This is a genomic window from Streptomyces sp. NPDC054841, assembly GCF_053611045.1.
On record NZ_JBSGZO010000143.1, the window covers coordinates 1 to 18,030 of the forward strand.

Here is an 18,030-nt window from a genome sequence, read left to right on the forward strand (position 1 = left end):
TGGTTCCGGAGCGCCCTTCGCGCGCTGTCAGGGGTCGTGGACCCTCGCAGGTCAGGCCGCTGCCGCGTCCGCCGCCTGAGCCCTCAGGGCTCGCTCGATGCCCGCGCGGGACTCCGAGACCAGCCGGCGCAGGGCCGCGTTCGGCTCGGCTGAATCCAGCCATTCTTCTGTCGCGTCGAGCGTCGCCTGCGACACCTGGAGCGAGGGGTAGAGACCGATCGCGATCTGCTGGGCGATCTCGTGCGAGCGGGACTCCCACACGCCCTTGACCGCCGCGAAGTACTTCTCCGCGTACGCGGAGATCAGCTCACGCTGGTCGGTCTGGACGAAGCCGCCGATGACGGCCTCCTGCACCGCGTTCGGCAGCTTGTCGGACTCGACCACCGAATCCCACGCCTCGGCCTTGGCCTCCGGCGTCGGGCGCGCCGCGCGAGCGGTCGCCGCGTGCCGCTCACCGGCGGCAGTCCTGTCGCGCTCCAGCTCGCCCGCGATCTCGTCCTCGTCGAAGACGCCGGTCGCCGCCAGCCGCTCCACGAACGCCCAGCGCAGCTCGGTGTCCACGGCCAGGCCCTCGATCGTCTCCCGGCCCTCCAGCAGGGCTTCGAGCAGGTCCAGCTGCTGCGGAGTGCGCGCGGTCGCCGCGAACGCCCGCGCCCACGCGAGCTGGTGGTCGCTGCCCGGGTCCGCCGCACGCAGATGCGCCAGCGTCGCGTCCGTCCACTGCGTCAGGCCCACCTCGCGCCACTGGGGCGCCGCGTACAGGTCGATCGCCAGCTTCACCTGGCGCTGCAGCGACTGGACGACGCCGATGTCCGACTCCTTCGCGATGCCCGACAGCACCAGCGAAAGATAGTCGCGCGTCGCCAGCTCGCCGTCGCGCGTCATGTCCCAGGCCGAGGCCCAGCACAGCGCCCGCGGCAGCGACTCGGTGAAGTCGCCCAGATGCTCCGTGACCGCCTTCAGCGACTCCTCGTCCAGCCGGACCTTCGCGTACGACAGGTCGTCGTCGTTGAGCAGCACGACCGCCGGTCGCTGCTTGCCCACCAGCTCCGGTACGCCGGTCAGCTCACCGTCGACGTCCAGCTCGATCCGCTCGGTGCGCACCAGCTTCCCGGCCCCGTCGAGGTCGTAGAAGCCGATCGCGATCCGGTGCGGCCGCAGCACGGGCTCGCCCTTCGCGCCGGCCGGAAGCGCGGGGGCCTCCTGCTTGACCGCGAAGGAGGTGATCGCGCCGGACGCGTCGGTGTCGATCACCGGACGCAGGATGTTGATACCGGCGGTTTCCAGCCAAGCCTTCGACCATGTCTTCAGATCACGGCCGCTGGTCTCCTCCAGTGCGCCCAGCAGATCCGTGAGCCGGGTGTTCCCGAACGCGTGCTGCTTGAAGTACGCCTGCACGCCCCGGAAGAACTCGTCCATTCCGACATAGGCGACGAGCTGCTTCAGCACCGACGCGCCCTTGGCGTACGTGATGCCGTCGAAGTTCACGAGAACGTCATCGAGATCGCGGATCTCGGCCATGATCGGGTGCGTGGACGGCAGCTGGTCCTGCCGGTACGCCCAGGTCTTCATCGAGTTCGCGAACGTGGTCCACGAGTGCGGCCACTTCGACCCGGGGTGGTACGCCTGGCAGGCGATCGACGTGTACGTGGCGAACGACTCGTTCAGCCACAGGTCGTTCCACCACTCCATCGTGACCAGGTCGCCGAACCACATGTGCGCCAGCTCGTGCAGGATCGTCTCCGCCCGCACCTCGTACGACGCGTCCGTCACCTTCGACCGGAAGACGTACTGGTCGCGGATGGTCACCGCGCCCGCGTTCTCCATCGCGCCCGCGTTGAACTCCGGCACGAAGAGCTGGTCGTACTTGGCGAACGGGTAGGCGTAGTCGAACATCTCCTGGAACCAGTCGAAGCCCTGCCGGGTGACCTCGAAGATCGCGTCCGAGTCCAGGAACTCGGCGAGCGACGGACGGCAGTAGATGCCCAGCGGGACGCTCTGCCCGTCCTTCTCGTACGAGCTGTGCACGCTGTGGTACGGGCCGACGATCAGCGCGGTGATGTACGTGGAGATCCGCGGCGTCGGCTCGAAGGCCCAGACGTTGTCCTTCGGCTCGGGCGTCGGCGAATTGGAGATCACGGTCCAGCCCTCGGGCGCCTTCACCGTGAACTGGAACGTCGCCTTCAGATCCGGCTGCTCGAAGCTCGCGAACACCCGGCGGGCGTCCGGCACCTCGAACTGGGTGTAGAGGTAGGCCTGTTGGTCGACCGGGTCGACGAACCGGTGCAGACCCTCACCGGTGTTGGTGTACGAGCAGTCCGCGACGACCTTCAGCTCGTTCGGGCCCGCGTGCAGATGCGCCAGCGCGATCCGGGAGTCCCGGAAGACCGCGGCCACGTCCAGTGACCTGCCGTTCAGTACGACCTCGTGCACGGCGGGCGCGACCAGGTCGATGAAGGTCTCCGCGCCGTCCTCGGCGGAGTCGAAGCGCACAGTGGTCACGGACCGGTAGGTGCCGCCCTCCTGTGCCCCGGTGAGATCCAGGTCGATCTCGTACGAGTCAACGGTGAGCAGGCGCGCCCGTGCTTGCGCCTCTTCACGGGTCAGGTTTGTGCCAGGCACCCGGTCATCCCCTCGGTTCGTCCTCGGTATGTGACGTTTCGGGCCATCCTTCCACGGGGGGTGGGCGGGACGCGCGGGGATACCGTGCGCCGTCGACGGCCACGACGACCGCGACGTCCGAAAGCCGCCGGACGCGCAGCGCGGCGGCGGGCACGCTGGGCCGCATGACCATCATCTACCGGCCGGAACCCATCGACGAGGCGACGCTCGGCGAACTGCGCGTCCGCGACGACGCCGGCCGGCCCTGCCGGCCTCACACCGACGAGGAGGGCGGCGCACCACTGCGCTGCTGTCTGCGCCCCAGCGAGGCGGGGGAGCGGATCGCGCTCGTCTCGTACGCACCGCTGCGCCGCTGGGCGGTGGCCACCGGGGCCGATCCGGGCGCCTACGACGAACAGGGCCCGGTCTTCGTCCACGCCGAGGCGTGCGGCGGGCCGCAGCAGAACGACGCCTACCCCTTCGCCAGCGCCGGGGCGCGGCGAACCGCCCGCCGCTACGACGCCCGCGGCCACATCGTCGCGGGACGCGTCCTCGACCTCGGGCACGATCCCGCCGCGGTGATCGAGTCGGCGCTCGACGAGGCGTTCGCGGACCCCGAGGTCGTTCTCGTGCACATCAGGGCCGCCGAGTTCGGCTGCTTCCAGTACGAGGTGCGCAGGCCCTGACCCGCGTACGACGGGAGGGCGGACGCCGACGTCGCCCGCCCTCCCGGTACGTACAGGCCCGAGGCGTCAGCCGCGCAGCTCCTCCGCGACCAGCTCCGCGATCTGCACCGCGTTCAGCGCGGCACCCTTGCGGAGGTTGTCGCTGGAGAGGAAGAGGGCGAGGCCGTTGTCGACGGTCTCGTCCACGCGGATGCGGCCCACGTACGAGGCGTCCTTGCCGGCGGCCTGCAGCGGGGTCGGGATCTCGGAGAGCTCGACGCCCTCCGCGTCCTTCAGCAGCTCGTACGCGCGCTCCACGCTGATCGGACGCTCGAAGCGCAGGTTCACCTGGAGCGAGTGACCGGAGAAGACCGGGACGCGGACGCAGGTGCCGGAGACCTTGAGCCCGGGGATCTCCAGGATCTTGCGGGACTCGTTGCGGAGCTTCTGCTCCTCGTCGGTCTCGTGGGAGCCGTCGTCGACGATCGAGCCGGCGAGCGGGAGCACGTTGAAGGCGATGGGGCGCTTGTAGACGCCGGGCTCCGGGTAGACGACCGCATCGCCGTCGTGGGTGAGCGCCGAGGCACGGTCGGCGACGGCCTTCACCTGGCCGTCGAGCTCGGCGACGCCCGCCAGGCCCGAGCCGGACACGGCCTGGTACGTGGTGGCGACGAGCGCGGTGAGGCCCGCCTCCTGGTGGAGCGGCTTGAGGACGGGCATCGCGGCCATCGTCGTGCAGTTCGGGTTGGCGATGATGCCCTTGGGGCGGTCCTTGACCGCGTGCGGGTTGACCTCGGAGACGACCAGCGGGACCTCGGGGTCGCGGCGCCAGGCGGAGGAGTTGTCGATCACGACGGCACCCTGGGAGGCGACCTTCTCGGCGAGGGCCCTGGAGGTCGCCCCGCCGGCCGAGAAGAGCACGATGTCCAGACCCGAGTAGTCGGCGGTGGCCGCGTCCTCGACCGTGATCTCCTGGCCCTGCCACTCGATCGTGGAGCCCGCCGACCGGGCCGAGGCGAACAGCCGCAGCTCGGCGACCGGGCCAAGAGAATTGAACGCAGCCCGCTCGGCGAGGATCTTGCGCATGACCGTGCCGACCTGCCCGGTGGCTCCGACGATTCCGACCTTCACGGGGACTCCTCCGTACGTTCCTGCAGCCTGGGTGGCCTGAGTGGCTCTCCATGATGCGTATGCCACCGCCCGCCTTGTCCAATCCATTGTCCGAGGGACGGGACGCGGCCCCGGGTCACATCCCCCGGACACGGCGAAGGGCGGGCGCCCGACGGACGCCCGCCCTCACTGATGGACCATGCCGTTACGGCGTGTTACGGAGTGACCTTCTCGATCACCACGCTGCCGTTGCCCGCGGCCGTGCCGCGCGCGTTCAGCAGCTGCACCTCGCCGAAGAACCGGCGTCCCTCCGGCGCCGCGCCGCTCACCAGCACATCGGCGGCGACTTGCGCGCTCGCGCCGTTGGCCAGCGAGACGGTCTTCGACTCGTCGACCTTGACCGTGCCGAGCGCCGAGGAGAAGTACACGTCCTTGTAGTCGTACGTGGTGCCGCCCGGCGACACCGCGTAGCCGTCGACGAGGATCGTGTACGTACCGGCGGCCGGATTGGCCACGGAGACGGACTCCTCGGAGTCGCCGTCCGCGGACTGGCCGACGAGCTTGCCGTCCTTGACGACCGTCAGGTCCAGGTCGGCGGACTTGTCCGAGGTGTTCCCGATGACGACGTCGAGCCGCTCGACTCCCGCGCCGATGGTGACCGTGGACACCTGGCGCTGGTCCTGGGCGATGGTCGGCGTCGCGGTCTTCGCGGAGCCGAGCGAGCCGCCCTTCAGCTTGCCCTCCAGCGCGGCCGCGTCATTGGTGACCTTCCAGTCGACCGTCGACGGGGTGCCGATCTTCGCCTCGGGCAGGGTCTTCACCGCCGGGTCGAAGGTGGCTCCGAGCAGCGTGACGTCCAGCTGGAACGGGTTGTCCAGCAGCGGGGACGTGCGGCGCGACTCGACCTCGATCTCCCAGACGCCCGGCTGCGGGTTCGCGTACGAGCGCACATCGGGGCGGCAGGTGTTGGCCGGGTTGTTGTAGTTCGCGTAGCAGACCGTGGACGCGGTGTCCTCGAACGCCACACCGTACGGGTGGACCGAGATGAACCGGGTCTGGCTGCCCGCGCCGAGACCGCCGAGCGCGACCTCCAGGGTCTTGGCACCCTGCGGGACCGTCACGAAGTAGGACCGGTTGCTGTTGCGCTGCACCGAGCCCTTGGCGGTGAAGGTGTAGCCGGGCTTGACCAGCTCGTTCGACGCGACCACGGTGGCGAGGATCTGCTTGTCGACGCCCTCGGTGCGCTCGTCGTCCGCCTCCAGGATGGCGCTGTGGACGCCCGAGGAGGAGGCCTTCGCCTGCACCTTGACGGTGACCGGCTTGTTCAGCGGCAGGTCCACCTCGTCGTCGCCGAGGATACGGAACGTGCCGTCGTTGTTACGCAGGTCCAGCTCGTGCTCGATCGGCCGGTTCGGGCCGCTCGTGCGCGTGATGGTGACGTCGTACGTCTTCTTCTGGCCGGTCTTCAGGCCGCCCTCGCGGTCGTAGATACCGGCACCGAAGCCCGCCTCCGGCTTCAGCAGGTGGTCGAGCGCGGTGTCGACCGGCGCCTTCACCGTGTACGAGTGGGCCGTGGCGCCGTCCTGGATCGACTCCCAGGCCTCGTTGATGTCGATCAGACCCGCGCCCTGCTCATGCGCCTTCACTCCGGGGATGCGCTTGGCGGTGCTGGTCAGCGCGGTGCGGAGGGTGAGCGGGGAGAGCTTGATGTGGCGCTGCTTGGCGGCCGAGATGAGCAGCGCGCTCGCGCCCGCGGCCTGCGGCGAGGACATCGACGTGCCGTTCAGCATGCCGTAGCCGGCGGGCAGCTTGTAGCCGGCCTCGCCCACCGGGGCGCCCGCCTGCCAGGTCGGGATCGTGTTGATCGCCGAGCCGGGGGCGGAGATGGTCGGGGTGAAGTTGCCGTTCTCCGTCGGACCGCGGGAGGAGAAGTTGAACATGTTGTACGGCTTCTCGACCTGCGAGCCGTAGTTGGCGGCCCAGGTGGCCTTGGAGATCGCGGCGCCGACCGAGAGGACCTTGTTGGCCAGGCCCGGGTCACCGATCGTGTTCACGCCCGGGCCCTCGTTGCCGGCCGAGATGACCAGCTGGACGCCGTAGGTGTCGATCAGCCGGTTGTAGAGCAGGGCGCGCGCGTTGTCGGCGCCCTCGCCGCGGTCGCTGTCGTCGTAGTTCAGCGCGGGCAGGCCGCCGATGGACATGTTGACGATGTCGACGCCGCGGTTGACGACGAGGTCCTGCATGCCCTCGAGCAGGGCGATGTTGGTGCAGCCGCCGCTCCAGGTGCAGGCGCGCGAGGAGACCAGCTTGGCGCCGGGCGCCGCGCCGTTCATCCGGCCGCCGAAGAGGCCGTTGGCGGCGGTGATGCCGGCCACGTGGGTGCCGTGCGAGCCCTCGATGACGCCGATGTTGACGTAGTCGGAGAACTTCCCGGCCTCGAACTCGACGTTCTTGCGGATCTCCACCACGAACGGGATGCGCTCGGCGATCTCGGTGGCCGGGTCGTCCGTACCGAACCAGCCGACCTGGTAGCCGTCCTTGTACGGCTTCATCGCGGTGTCGTTGGTGAAGTCCGCGTCGTCGTTCAGGTCGACGCGCACGGTGCCGGTGGCAGGGTCGTAGAGGACACCCCACTTGTCGGTGGTGTCGCCGTCCCGGTTGAGGTCACCGGCCATGTCGCCGCCGAGGGTCGCACGCTCCTCGAAGACGCTGAGCTTGTACTCGCCCGCGGGCGCGGTCCAGGTGCGGCCGCCCGCGGTGAACACGGGGCCGGTCACGGCGGCGTCCATCTTGCGCCAGGTGCCGTCGCCGTCCTTGACCGGGTCGGTCGCGGTCACCCAGTCGACGATCTTGCGCTCGCCGGTGGAGGTCTTCTGCAGGGCCGGGTGCCCCAGGTCGACGCCGGAGTCGAGGATGCCGATGGTCACCCCGCGGCCGTCGGCCTTGGGGTGGTCCTGGACGAACTCCACGGCGCCCGTCTCGTGGGACGGGTTGTACGGGTTCTTCGCCGGGGTCTTCTTGCCCGGCGCCGGGTACGAACCTGCCGTCGGGCCTTCGGAGGCGGCACCCCTGGCGCCCGCGTCCGGCCTCGGGTCGTCCAGCTTGATCTCGCGCTGGAGGTCCATGCCCTGAACGGTGGAGAGCTCGCCGGCCCGGCTGAGGGCGCTCTTCGCCCTGCCCGTCGGGAGCGTGGCCCTGACGTAGCCGAGCTTGTCGTTCTTCTGGCCGACGACGGCGCCGGCGACGGCGTCGAGCTGGCCGGCGACCTGCTCGGTCTGGCCGGGAGCGGTGGCGACCATGACCGTGACGGTCTTCTGGCCCTTCGCCTCCGCCTCGGCGAGGAGTTCGGCGTCGGCCTGGCCGAGCTTTTCTGCGGGCGTCTCGGAGGTCTTGACCGGGCCGGTCGCACCGGCCGGATCATCGGCGGCGGCCGCGGCGGAGACGGGGGCGGCGCCGGAGGCCACAAGCGCGGCGACAAGGCCTGCGGCAGCGGCGACCCGGGCCACGCGTCTGTGCCCGGATATGGAGCCCTGGGACTCGAGGGTGGTCATCAGCATCCCTGTTTTGTGAAAGAGGGGTCCGGAATTCGGTACCGGATGACCGCTCAGCCTTTCGCAAGTGACAGGGGTTTGTGGAGAGTTGCCGGAGGCGGGATGTGGCCATGGCGTACATCCGCCACTGGCGCGACATGTGTGATGGGGGACAAACGGCTGAATAACCGACGAGTTGGCCCGCTCGGCCGTTCAACGGTGGACGGTTCGGCGCTGAACGATCAGCTTTCGCGGACCTTCGCGTAGTGCCGGGAGGCCTTCGCCCGGTTGCCGCACAGTGCCATGGAGCACCAGCGCCGCGTGCCGTTCCGTGAGGTGTCGAAGAAATGCAGGACGCACGCGTCATGGGCGCAGGCGCGGACGCGGTCGGACGAGGTGTGCAGCAGATCCAGGTAGTCGCGGACGGCGGTCCAGCCCGGACCCCATGCGGGGTCGGCGAACTCGGCACGCTCGCCCGGCCCTTCGGCGGTGAGCGTCGCGCGGATGCGCCCGTGGTCCAGGACCGCGTCGGCCCGTGCGGCCGCGGCGGCGTCCCCGCGGTGGTCCACGGCGGCAGCCAGTGCGTCACGCGCGACGCGTGTCTTCTCCAGAGTGGGGCCGTCGGCGGTGAAGCGGTCGCCGAGGCCGGTGCTCGCCAGCCAGATCCGCAGGCCGTCGACGGAGGTGAGCAGGTCCTGCTGCTCGCCCTCCTGGATCCAGCGGGTGTTGAGCAGGTCCAGGGAGACCGGTTCACCGACGAGCGGACGGGGGTCGGACGCCGCGGCGGCGGACGCGGCAGAGGCGGCGGCGGAGGCGGTCATGGCGGGCTCCCTCTACTGGCTAACCCCTCAAGGGTACGTGACCGGTTGACGAGGCTCGATCTAACCTCTAAAGTCGAATTAGGAGGTTAGATATGACAGTGATCAGCGCACTGCGCACCGGCCACATCGGCCTGAATGTGACGGACATCGAGCGCTCGCTCGCCTTCTACAGGGGCGTCCTCGGCTTCGAAGTGATCGGCGAGGGCAAGGAGGAGGGGCAGCGCTACGCGTTCCTCGGCCGCGACGGCCGGCTCACGCTCACCCTCTGGCAGCAGGCCGGCGGAGCGTACGACCCGGGCCGCGCCGGACTGCACCACCTGGCCTTCGAGGTCGACACCATCGACGAGGTGCGCACCGCCGAGGCCGAGCTGACATCCCACGGAGTGGACTTCGCGTACGACGGCGTGGTCGCCCACGGCCCGGCCGGCGGCTCCGGCGGGATCTTCTTCCACGACCCGGACGGCACCCGCCTGGAGATCTTCGCCCCCACCGGGGCGGAAGCCGAGACGGCCCCCTCCACCGCACCGACCTGCGGTTTCTTCTAGAGGATCAGCTCCCATGGACCCGTACGGAACCTCGCAGCCCTACCACCGGGGATCGATCGCCGTTCAGCGCCGCGTCGGTGTACGCGACCAGGCCGCGCATGTCGGCCGGTCCATCGGGCCCGGCATCCGGCCGGTGGCCGCCGCGTTCCTGGAGCTCCAGCCCATGCTGGTGCTCGGCGCGGCGGACCCGGCGGGCCGGCTGTGGAGCAGTCTGCTGACCGGGCCGCCCGGTTTCGTACGGGCCACAGGGCCGCACTCCGTCTCGGTGGCCGGCGGCATCCCGGACGGCGACCCGCTCGCGGGCGCCTTCACCGCCGACGCGCCCGGGGTGGGCGGCGTGCCCGTCGGCACCATCGCCCTCGATCCGCGCACCCGCCGCCGAATGCGACTGGGCGGCATCGCCCGGCCCAGCCCACGCGGGCTGGCCATCGAGGCGGAGCGGGTCTTCTCCAACTGCCCGAGGTATCTGCAGAAGCGCGAGCTGTACGAGCCGGCCGACGACGCCCCGCACGCCGGCGCCGCGCGACGGGGCCGCCGGCTCACCCCCGGCCAGGAGGACTTCGTCCGCGCCGCAGACACCTTCTTCATCGCCACCCGCTCCGACGCCGGCGCGGACGCCAGCCACCGCGGCGGCAACCCCGGCTTCGTCCGCGTCGAGTCGGCGGACACGCTCAGCTGGCAGGACTATCCGGGCAACTCCATGTTCCTGACCCTGGGCAACCTGGAGACCGACCCGCGGGCCGGACTGCTCTTCCTGGACTGGGCCACCGGCACGACGCTCCAGCTCACGGGCACGGCCCGGACCTCATTCGGCGCGGACGGCGGCCGCTCGGTCCGCTTCCGCGTCGAGGAAGCCGTCGAAACCCCGGCGGCCAGCCCGCTGCGCTGGGGCGCCCCCGAGTACTCTCCGGCCAATCCGCCGGTGTCCGGAGGCTAACCTCGCCGGATGAAGCAGCAGTTGAGGGTGGCGGCATACGCCGTGTGCGTACGGGACGGGCAGATCCTGCTCGCCCGCTGGGTGGCGCGTGACGGCGCGAAGCGATGGACCCTGCCCGGCGGCGGGATGGACCACGGGGAGCACCCCGTCGACACGGTCGTCCGCGAGGTCGAGGAGGAGACCGGGTACACGGCCGAGGCGACCGTGCTGCTCGGTGTCGACTCGATGCGGGTCCGCAGACCCCGCAAGCTCGGCGCCGGCGGGGACTTCCAGAGCCTGCGCATCCTCTACGAAGGACGGATAACGGGCGGCGAGCTGCGCCCGGAGACCGGCGGCTCCACCGACCTGGCCGCCTGGCACCCGCTGGACGCCGTCCCCGGTCTCGACCGGGTCGCCCTGGTCGACATAGGCCTGGAGCTGTGGCGTGAGCGGCCGGCGCTGGGGCGGGTGGACGGCCACGATCCGGTGAACGGCTGAAATCTGCTGAGGGCGCGAGGGGCGTTTCGCTCTATTGGGTGACGAACGCGTGTGTGCCCTCGACTGTGTGGGGCTGCGTGTAGCGTCGGGTGGTGTGAAGCTGGTGGTGCGGGTCAAGCTCGTGCCAACGCCCGAGCAGGCGGCGGCACTTGAGGCGACGCTGCGTATGTGTAATGAGGCGGCGAACTGGCTGTCCAGCCAGGGGTTCATGCGCCAGGTGACCTCGCGCAAGGCGCTGCAGGCCTTCGGATACGCCCCGTTGCGGGCTCGGGGCCTGTCGGCACAGCCCGCACTACACGTGCTGCGCAAGGTCGCCGATGCCTACACCACTTTGAAAGCAAATCTGCGGGCCGGGAAGCTGGGCAAGCCTGGTGGCAGGCGGCACACCAAGGCCGCGACGAAGCCGGTCGTCTTCCGCCGGGATGCGGCACAACCCTTCGACGACCGCTGTCTGTCTTGGCGGCTGGACGCCTCGACGGTGTCGATCTGGACGGTAGCGGGACGGCTGAAGGGCGTGGCATTCACCGGCCAGACCGACCAGCTTGACGTGCTGCGCCGCTACCGGCAGGGCGAGTCGGATCTGCTGCGCCAGGGTGGGCAGTGGTACCTGATCGCTACCTGTGAAGTCCCCGAGCCCGGCCTGAACACCGCGCCGGCCGGGTTCGTCGGGGTGGACCTGGGGATCGCCAACATCGCGACTGCCTCCACCGGCAGACGATACAGCGGCCGGCGCCTGAACCGCCGCCGCGCCCAGGACCTGAAGCTACGGAGCAAGCTGCAGAGGAAGGGCTCGAAGTCTGCCAAGCGGCGGGCAAAGCGCCATGCGGGCAAGGAGAGGCGCCGAGCCCGCGACATCAATCACAAGATCTCCAAGTGCATCGTGGCGGAGGCGAAACGCACCGGTTGCGGCATTGCCCAGGAAGACCTGACAGGCATCCGCGAACGGGTACGGCTGAGAAAGCCCCAACGCGCCAAACTGCACTCCTGGGCGTTCCACCAGCTCGGCTCGTTCATCGCCTACAAGGCGAAGCGGGCCGGCGTGCCGGTGGTGTACGTCGATCCCGCCTACACCAGCCAGGAGTGTTCCCAGTGCCATCACATCGACACACGCAACCGGCCCGCACAGGCCGTGTTCGCCTGCAGGTCCTGCGGCTTCGTTGAGCATGCCGACCTGAACTCGTCCCACAACATCGGCCAACGCGGCTGGTGGGTGTGGGTCTGCGGGGCGAGTCACAAGCCCCTGTCCTCACGCTCATCGCGTGAGGACTGGACGCGGCCGGGACCCATCGAAGCCGTCGGTGACCCGAGCTGCAAACCCGGGACCCCGGCCCCGGGTAGCTGACCAGTGATTGGGCGGGGGACAGCGCGGCCGTCCTCGAGGCGGAGTTCTGCCCGGACAGCGGGGCGGGCCTAACGGGGGAGAACCACGACATACGCCGCGGGCTCCCGGTCCGGTGAGGCCATCAGCGCCGTGCGGATCACCGTCGCCTGCTGCACGGGAGCGTCCCGCAGCTTCTTCGGCGTGATGTGGACGACGGTGATCCCGAGCCGCTCCAGATGCTCGCGCTTGTGGCCGCACTCGGTCCACTCCGGGTCCGGACCCTGGTCCTGGGCCCTGGCCGGGCGAGGGGCGCGGGTGTCGAGCTCCACGGCGACGGCCTGCTCGGGCCAGTAGGCGTCGACGCCGCCGAAGTGGGGGCCGCCGGGGAGGCGCAGATCCACGTTCCACACCGGCTCGGGCAGTCCGTACATACGGATGAGGTCGTACAGGCGGTCCTCGGCGATGGCCCGGCCCTCGGCGAGCAGGGATTCGACGGCGTCCACGACGTGGGGGCGGGACAGGAGGCGTGCGCGGTTCAACTCGCCCACGACCACGCCGGGTTCGCAATGGCCGCCGCGCACGGCCTCGGTGAGCAGCCTGCGCACCGCAGCCGGGTCGGAGAGCCGTGCGACGGCGTCCGCGAGCGCGCGGGCCACCGGGGCGACGGGCAGCCCCGTCACCTCTTCCGGTCCCGGCAGCGTGTGCGTACGGATGAGCCGCGCGCATCCGGCCGACCGCAGCCGCCGGGTGCGCGGTACGAGTACGTCGATCCGGTCGAGCGAGGGCAGCGGCGGAGCGGACGCGAACCGGTGCAGGGCGAGGGCGGCGAGACCGGTGACCATCGCCTCGTCGCCACCGGGACGCCCCGCGTACAGCAGCGCGGCATGCAGCCGCTCCTCACTGGTCGGCGGCCCCGGGTGCAGCAGATACACACCGGGCAGCAGCTGCTGCCACGGCCCTCCGGGCCGGCACTGCTCGGCGGTCCGCGCGGCCGGCACGCCGTGCTCCCGCAGCTGCGCGGCGGACAGCACGCGCTGCCGCACATCGGACCGGTGGCTCAAAGGGCGGGGGGAGAGCGGGGTGTTGTGGTTCATGCCCCGCACATTCCCGCCCTCCGGCCGCCCGCTAACCACTGTTACACAGCCGTCGACAATTCCGGACAACACCGCGCTAAAGTACGCGCGTTCGACTGCCGATCAGGCCTACCGCGGAGGGGCACCCTCCGTCAGCCGGCGGACGCGTTCGCGTCGCACTCCTGTGCGCGCAGCGAGCGGGCCAGGTCGTCGCGGGACTCCAGGACCAGACGGCGCAGCGCCGGGGCGGCCGAGGTGTGGGACTCCAGCCAGGCGTCCGTCGCAGTGAGGGTGCGGGCGTCGTCCTGGAGGGCGGGGAAGAGACCCTTCACCACGTCCATGCCGATCTGGATCGAACGCTCCGCCCAGACACGCTCGATCGCCTCGAAGTACTTCGCGGCGTACGGCGCGACGAGCTCCCGTTGCGACTCCTGTACGAAGCCCGAGATCGTCGCCTCCACCAGGGCGTTGGACAGGGCGTCCGACTCCACGACCTGCGCCCACGCCTGGTCCTTGACCGCCGCGGACGGCCGCGCCGCCAGGCAGCGCACCTGGTGGCGCTTGCCGGACGCGGTGTCGTCCCTGGCCAGCTCCGCGGCGATCACGGTCTCGTCCGCCGCCCCGTGCGAGGCCAGCGGCTCCAGGAACGCCCAGCGCAGCTCCTGGTCCACATCCAGCCCGTCGATCTGGGCGGTGCCCTCCAGCAGTCCCTGCAGCAGTTGCAGATCGGCGTCCGTCGTGGCGGTCGTCGCGAAGAACCGCGCCCACGCCAGCTGGTGCTGGCTGTCCGGCTCGGCGAGCCGCAGTTCCCGCAGCGCGCCCTCCGACAGCCGCCGCCCGCCCTCCTCGCGCCACTCGGGCACGGCGTAGTGGACGAGTGCCATCCGCGCCCACATGTGCACCATCTGCAGCACGCCGATGTCCGACTCGCGCCCCGCGAAGTCCAGGACAAGACTCACGAAGTCCCGCGCCGGCATCAGCGCGTCGCGCGTCAGGTTCCACAGCGCCGACCAGCACAGCGCCCGCGCCAGCGGGTCCTTGATGTCGCCGAGGTGTCCGCGCAGCGTCTCCAGCGAGCCCTCGTCGAAGCGGATCTTGCAGTACGTCAGGTCGTCGTCGTTGACCAGGACCAGTGCCGGCTTCTCCGCGCCCGCCAGCTCCGCCACGACCGTCCGCGCGCCGGTGACGTCCACCTCGGCGCGCGCGTACCGCACCAGGTCGGCGCCCTCGAACCGGTACAGGCCCACCGCCGCCCGGTGCGGCCGCAGCAGCTCCCCGTCCTGGACGACCGCCAGCTCGGTGATCCGGTCACCCGCGTCGTACGTGACCTGCGGCGTCAGCGAGTTGACCCCGGACGTCTCCAGCCACGACCGCGACCAGGCCTTCATGTCGCGCCCGGACGTCTCCTCCAGCACCGACAGCAGATCGCCGAGGCGGGTGTTCCCGTACGCGTGCCGCTTGAAGTAGCGCCGGGCACCTTCCAGGAACGCGTCCCGTCCCGCGTACGCCACGAGCTGCTTCAGCACCGCGGCGCCCTTGGCGTAGGTGATTCCGTCGAAGTTGAGTTTGGCGTCCTCGAGATCACGGATGTCCGCCGTGATCGGGTGTGTGGACGGCAGCTGGTCCGCCCGGTACGCCCACGCCTTGCGGTTGTTGGCGAAGGTCACCCACCCGTTGCCGAAGCGGGTCGCCTCGACCAGCGAGAACGTGCCCATGAAGTCGGCGAAGGACTCCTTCAGCCACAGGTCGTCCCACCACTGCATGGTGACCAGGTCGCCGAACCACATGTGCGCCATCTCGTGCAGGACGACGTTGGCCCGCCGCTCGTACGACGCCTGGGTCACCTTGCCCCGGAAGACGAGTTCCTCCCGGAAGGTCACGCACCCCGGGTTCTCCATCGCGCCGATGTTGTACTCGGGCACGAAGGCCTGGTCGTACTTCCCGAACGGGTACGGGTAGTCGAAGTGGTCGTGGAAGAAGTCCAGGCCCTGCTTGGTGACGAGGAAGATGTCGTCCGCGTCGAAGTGCTTGGCCAGCCCCTTGCGGCACATCGCCCCGAGCGGGATCTCCAGGGTCGTGCCGCCCTCGAAGGTGCGCGTGTAGTGGTCGGTCTCGTAGTGGTACGGACCGGCCACGACCGCCGTGATGTACGTCGAGATCGGCCCGGTCTCCGCGAAGCGCCACGTCTCTCCGTCGCGGGACTCCTCCGCGCCGTTGCTCCAGACCCGCCACCCTTCCGGCGCGGCCACCTCGAAGCGGAAGGGCGCCTTGAGATCGGGCTGCTCGAAGTTGGCGAAGACACGGCGTGCGTCGGCCGGCTCGTACTGGGTGTACAGATAGACCTCGCCGTCCTCCGGGTCGACGAAGCGGTGCATGCCCTCGCCGGTCCGGCTGTAGGCGCACTGAGCGTCCACCACCAGCACGTTCTCCGCGCGCAGGCCGGCCAGGGCGATCCGGGAGCCGTCGAAGACGGCGGCCGGGTCGAGCTGTTCGCCGTTCAGCGTGACGGAGGTGACCGCGGGAGCCACCAGATCGGCGAAGGTGGCCGTGCCCGGCTCCGTGGCCCGGAAACGGATCGTCGTCACCGAGCGGAACGTCCGCGGCTCCGCCCCGTCGCTCTCCGCGGTCGCGGACCGCAGGTCGAGGAAGACCTCGTACCCGTCGACGGACAGCAGGGCGGCCCGCTCGCGGGCCTCCTCGCGGGACAGATTCTCTCCGGGCACGGCCACTCCTTTGTGTCTCGTTCGAACAGGACCGATCCTCGCATGTGCTCGTGACCGCAGGTATCCCGGGAATGCGCGCGGCGGCCGGTGGTGTTTGCGCCTGAGCCGCACCCCCGTACGACATACGAGGCACTTGGAGAGACATGCCCGAGAGCAGGACCCCCGCCGACTTCTGGTTCGACCCGCTGTGCCCCTGGGCCTGGATGACCTCCCGCTGGATGCTGGAGGTGGAGAAGGTCCGCCCGGTCGACGTGCGCTGGCATGTGATGAGCCTGGCCGTACTCAACGAGGACAAGCTGGACGAACTGCCCGAGCAGTACCGCGAGGCGCTCAAGAACGCCTGGGGTCCGGTCCGGGTCGTCATCGCCGCCCAGCAGAAGCACGGCGACGAGGTGGTCGGTCCGCTGTACACCGCGCTCGGCACCCGCATCCACAACGAGGGCCGCGGCGTCACCCCCGAGGTGATCCTGGAGGCCCTGGACGCGGTGGGCCTGCCGGCCGAGCTCGCGGAGTACGCCGAGTCGGACGCGTACGACATCGAGCTCCGCGCCTCCCACAAGGAGGGCATCTCCAAGGTCGGCCAGGACGTCGGCACGCCGGTCATCGCGGTGCCCGGCGCGGACGGCGAGCCGATCGCCTTCTTCGGCCCGGTCGTCACCCCCGCGCCCAAGGGCGAGGAGGCGGCGAAGCTGTGGGACGGCACGCTGATGGTGGCGTCGATCCCGGGCTTCTACGAGATCAAGCGCACACGGACGAAGGGCCCCGACTTCTCCTGAGGCCGCACCGTGCACGGAAGGACCCCCGCGAGTCACGTCCTCGCGGGGGTCCTTCTTTTCTCCGCCTGCAAGTGAAGGTTGAGAAGACGATCACGAGCAGGACGACTCTATGGCCTGGTCAGGCTTGCGTCACGGGCCGATTCACGGGCCGGTTCAAGCCGAGGTTCACGGGCCGGTTCAAGGGGCGATGAGCGGAGTGCGCTCCTTGGCCCCGGCGTAACGCTTCGCCACGTCCTGCCAGTTGACGACCTCCCACATGGCGTCGATGAAGTCCACCTTCTGGTTCTTGTACTGCAGATAGAAGGCGTGCTCCCAGGCGTCGAAGACCAGGATCGGCACCGAGCCCTGGCCGACGTTGCCCTGGTGGTCGTAGACCTGCTCGACGATCAGCCGACCGCTGACCGGCTCGTACGCGAGGACGCCCCAGCCCGAGCCCTGCGTGGTGGCGGCCGTGTGCGACGACGCCGACGAAGAAGGCGAAAGAGCCGAAGGGGAGATCCCCCTTCGGCTCGCCGCCACCGGTTTCCGGTCATGTTGTGCCATTGGAGTTCTCTCCTGCCCGGAGGCTGGAGACTCTCCCCTGGATCGCTCCGGGGAGTTTGACGGCACTCAGGTCCGTCCCGACGACGACCCTCCCGGCCGCCGGGCGGGTCGACGACCCGCCGCGTCGAACGTTACGGGGCCGGGGCTTGGCCTGAGGCGGATCGGCGTGAAGTCACCCTGTGGGGTGAACGAGCGCGGAGTAGTCGTACGGCAGTTCGGGAAGCGTGTAGACGGCCATGCCAGGAGTCCCCTCCGACCACTTGTTAACAGCAGGAGGGCCCGGAAGTTGATCAGCCCTTCGTCCTAGGACCGGGCGTCGCGCGTGATGGCGGCGAGGTCGGGGCGCGCAGGGTCCCCAGTTCCGCGAGTGTGAAGTCCTCGGTGAACCAGCCGGTGACGGCCCGGCCGTCCACGGTCTTCGTGGTCCTGCGGTCCGCGAACTCCGGGTGCGACGCGACATCCGTCGTCCCCGAGATCTCGTTCTCGTGCCGCACCACCAGGTGGTGGTCCGCGGTCGCCACGAGATCCGGCTCGATCCAGTCGGCGCCGGCCTGCACCGCGTACGCGTACGACGCGGCGGTGTGCTCCGGTCGCCACCCGGCGGCCCCTCGGTGCCCGATGACGACGGGCCCGTGCGGCGGCCGGTGCGGCGTGCTCGCGACGGCGGGACCCGCCGCCCCGGCGGCGGCAGCGGTCGCGGTCGCGGCTGTGGCGCCCGCCGCGAGAAGTATCGAACGACGTCCGGGCGGTGCGGACATACGGCTCTCCCTCGGTGTGCGTGACAGGTCCTCGCGCCCGAACGCTAGGACCGCCCGCCCCACCCCGGCCGGCGGTTCACCGCCTGTACGCCTGCCGTGCACCGGCCGGGACCCGCCGACGAGGGGACAGGTCCGACGAGGGGACAGGTC

The 18,030-nt window shown here is 70.3% G+C and carries 12 protein-coding genes and 2 pseudogenes; 6 read left to right on the forward strand and 8 right to left on the reverse strand.

All coding sequences use genetic code 11. The features are described 5' to 3' along the window. Positions 1-51 precede the first annotated feature (51 nt). Entirely contained in the window at positions 52-2,622 is a 2,571-nt protein-coding gene (pepN, locus tag ACWGI8_RS20180; RefSeq protein WP_453662668.1) for an aminopeptidase N, read from the reverse strand. Between the two features lie 164 nt (positions 2,623-2,786). Between pepN (ACWGI8_RS20180) and ACWGI8_RS20185 the strand changes: the two genes are divergently transcribed. Continuing rightward, the gene (locus ACWGI8_RS20185; protein WP_453662670.1) at positions 2,787-3,287 is read left to right on the forward strand and encodes a DUF1203 domain-containing protein; all 501 of its coding nucleotides are present in this window, start codon (positions 2,787-2,789) and stop codon (positions 3,285-3,287) included. A gap of 66 nt (positions 3,288-3,353) precedes the next feature. Here the strand turns inward: ACWGI8_RS20185 and ACWGI8_RS20190 are convergent, their stop codons facing one another. From ACWGI8_RS20190 to ACWGI8_RS20200, 3 genes are all read right to left on the reverse strand, one after another. Then, the gene (locus ACWGI8_RS20190; protein ID WP_453662672.1) at positions 3,354-4,397 is read right to left on the reverse strand and encodes an aspartate-semialdehyde dehydrogenase; all 1,044 of its coding nucleotides are present in this window, start codon (positions 4,395-4,397) and stop codon (positions 3,354-3,356) included. A gap of 194 nt (positions 4,398-4,591) precedes the next feature. Continuing rightward, positions 4,592-7,927 carry a S8 family serine peptidase gene (locus ACWGI8_RS20195; RefSeq protein WP_453662674.1) on the reverse strand — a complete coding sequence of 1,112 codons (3,336 nt, stop codon included), beginning with the start codon at positions 7,925-7,927 and terminating at the stop codon, positions 4,592-4,594. 221 nt (positions 7,928-8,148) lie between these two features. Continuing rightward, positions 8,149-8,727, reverse strand: coding sequence for a CGNR zinc finger domain-containing protein (locus ACWGI8_RS20200; protein ID WP_453662675.1), 579 nt, complete (start codon positions 8,725-8,727; stop codon positions 8,149-8,151). Between the two features lie 92 nt (positions 8,728-8,819). Here ACWGI8_RS20200 and ACWGI8_RS20205 point away from each other — a divergent pair, with 92 nt between their 5' ends. The 4 genes from ACWGI8_RS20205 (at position 8,820) to ACWGI8_RS20220 (ending at position 12,028) form a co-directional block, all read left to right on the forward strand. Further along, positions 8,820-9,272, forward strand: a complete 453-nt coding sequence (locus tag ACWGI8_RS20205) for a VOC family protein (RefSeq protein WP_453662677.1) — start codon at positions 8,820-8,822, stop codon at positions 9,270-9,272. A 13-nt stretch (positions 9,273-9,285) separates the two neighbouring features. After that, complete coding sequence (locus ACWGI8_RS20210; RefSeq protein WP_453662678.1) at positions 9,286-10,209, forward strand: pyridoxamine 5'-phosphate oxidase family protein; 924 nt, start codon at positions 9,286-9,288, stop codon at positions 10,207-10,209. A 9-nt stretch (positions 10,210-10,218) separates the two neighbouring features. Further along, the gene (locus tag ACWGI8_RS20215) at positions 10,219-10,686 is read left to right on the forward strand and encodes an NUDIX hydrolase (protein WP_453662680.1); all 468 of its coding nucleotides are present in this window, start codon (positions 10,219-10,221) and stop codon (positions 10,684-10,686) included. 94 nt (positions 10,687-10,780) lie between these two features. Beyond that, on the forward strand, positions 10,781-12,028 hold the full coding sequence (locus tag ACWGI8_RS20220) for an RNA-guided endonuclease InsQ/TnpB family protein (RefSeq protein WP_453662681.1): 1,248 nt from the start codon (positions 10,781-10,783) through the stop codon (positions 12,026-12,028). 68 nt (positions 12,029-12,096) lie between these two features. Here the strand turns inward: ACWGI8_RS20220 and ACWGI8_RS20225 are convergent, their stop codons facing one another. Both ACWGI8_RS20225 and pepN (ACWGI8_RS20230) read right to left on the reverse strand, forming a co-directional pair. Continuing rightward, entirely contained in the window at positions 12,097-13,101 is a 1,005-nt protein-coding gene (locus tag ACWGI8_RS20225; protein ID WP_453662682.1) for a hypothetical protein, read from the reverse strand. Positions 13,102-13,232: 131 nt separating this feature from the next. Further along, entirely contained in the window at positions 13,233-15,803 is a 2,571-nt protein-coding gene (gene pepN / locus ACWGI8_RS20230; RefSeq protein WP_453662683.1) for an aminopeptidase N, read from the reverse strand. A 143-nt stretch (positions 15,804-15,946) separates the two neighbouring features. Between pepN (ACWGI8_RS20230) and ACWGI8_RS20235 the strand changes: the two genes are divergently transcribed. After that, positions 15,947-16,579: a mycothiol-dependent nitroreductase Rv2466c family protein gene (locus ACWGI8_RS20235; RefSeq protein WP_453662685.1), complete on the forward strand. Its 633-nt coding sequence runs from the start codon at positions 15,947-15,949 to the stop codon at positions 16,577-16,579. Between the two features lie 177 nt (positions 16,580-16,756). Here ACWGI8_RS20235 and ACWGI8_RS20240 read toward each other — a convergent pair. Together ACWGI8_RS20240 and ACWGI8_RS20245 are read right to left on the reverse strand one after the other, a co-directional pair. After that, positions 16,757-17,360: pseudogene (locus tag ACWGI8_RS20240) on the reverse strand (superoxide dismutase). A gap of 106 nt (positions 17,361-17,466) precedes the next feature. Continuing rightward, positions 17,467-17,880, reverse strand: a pseudogene (locus ACWGI8_RS20245) (glycerophosphodiester phosphodiesterase family protein); the annotation flags it as partial. Between the last annotated feature and the right edge of the window lie 150 nt (positions 17,881-18,030).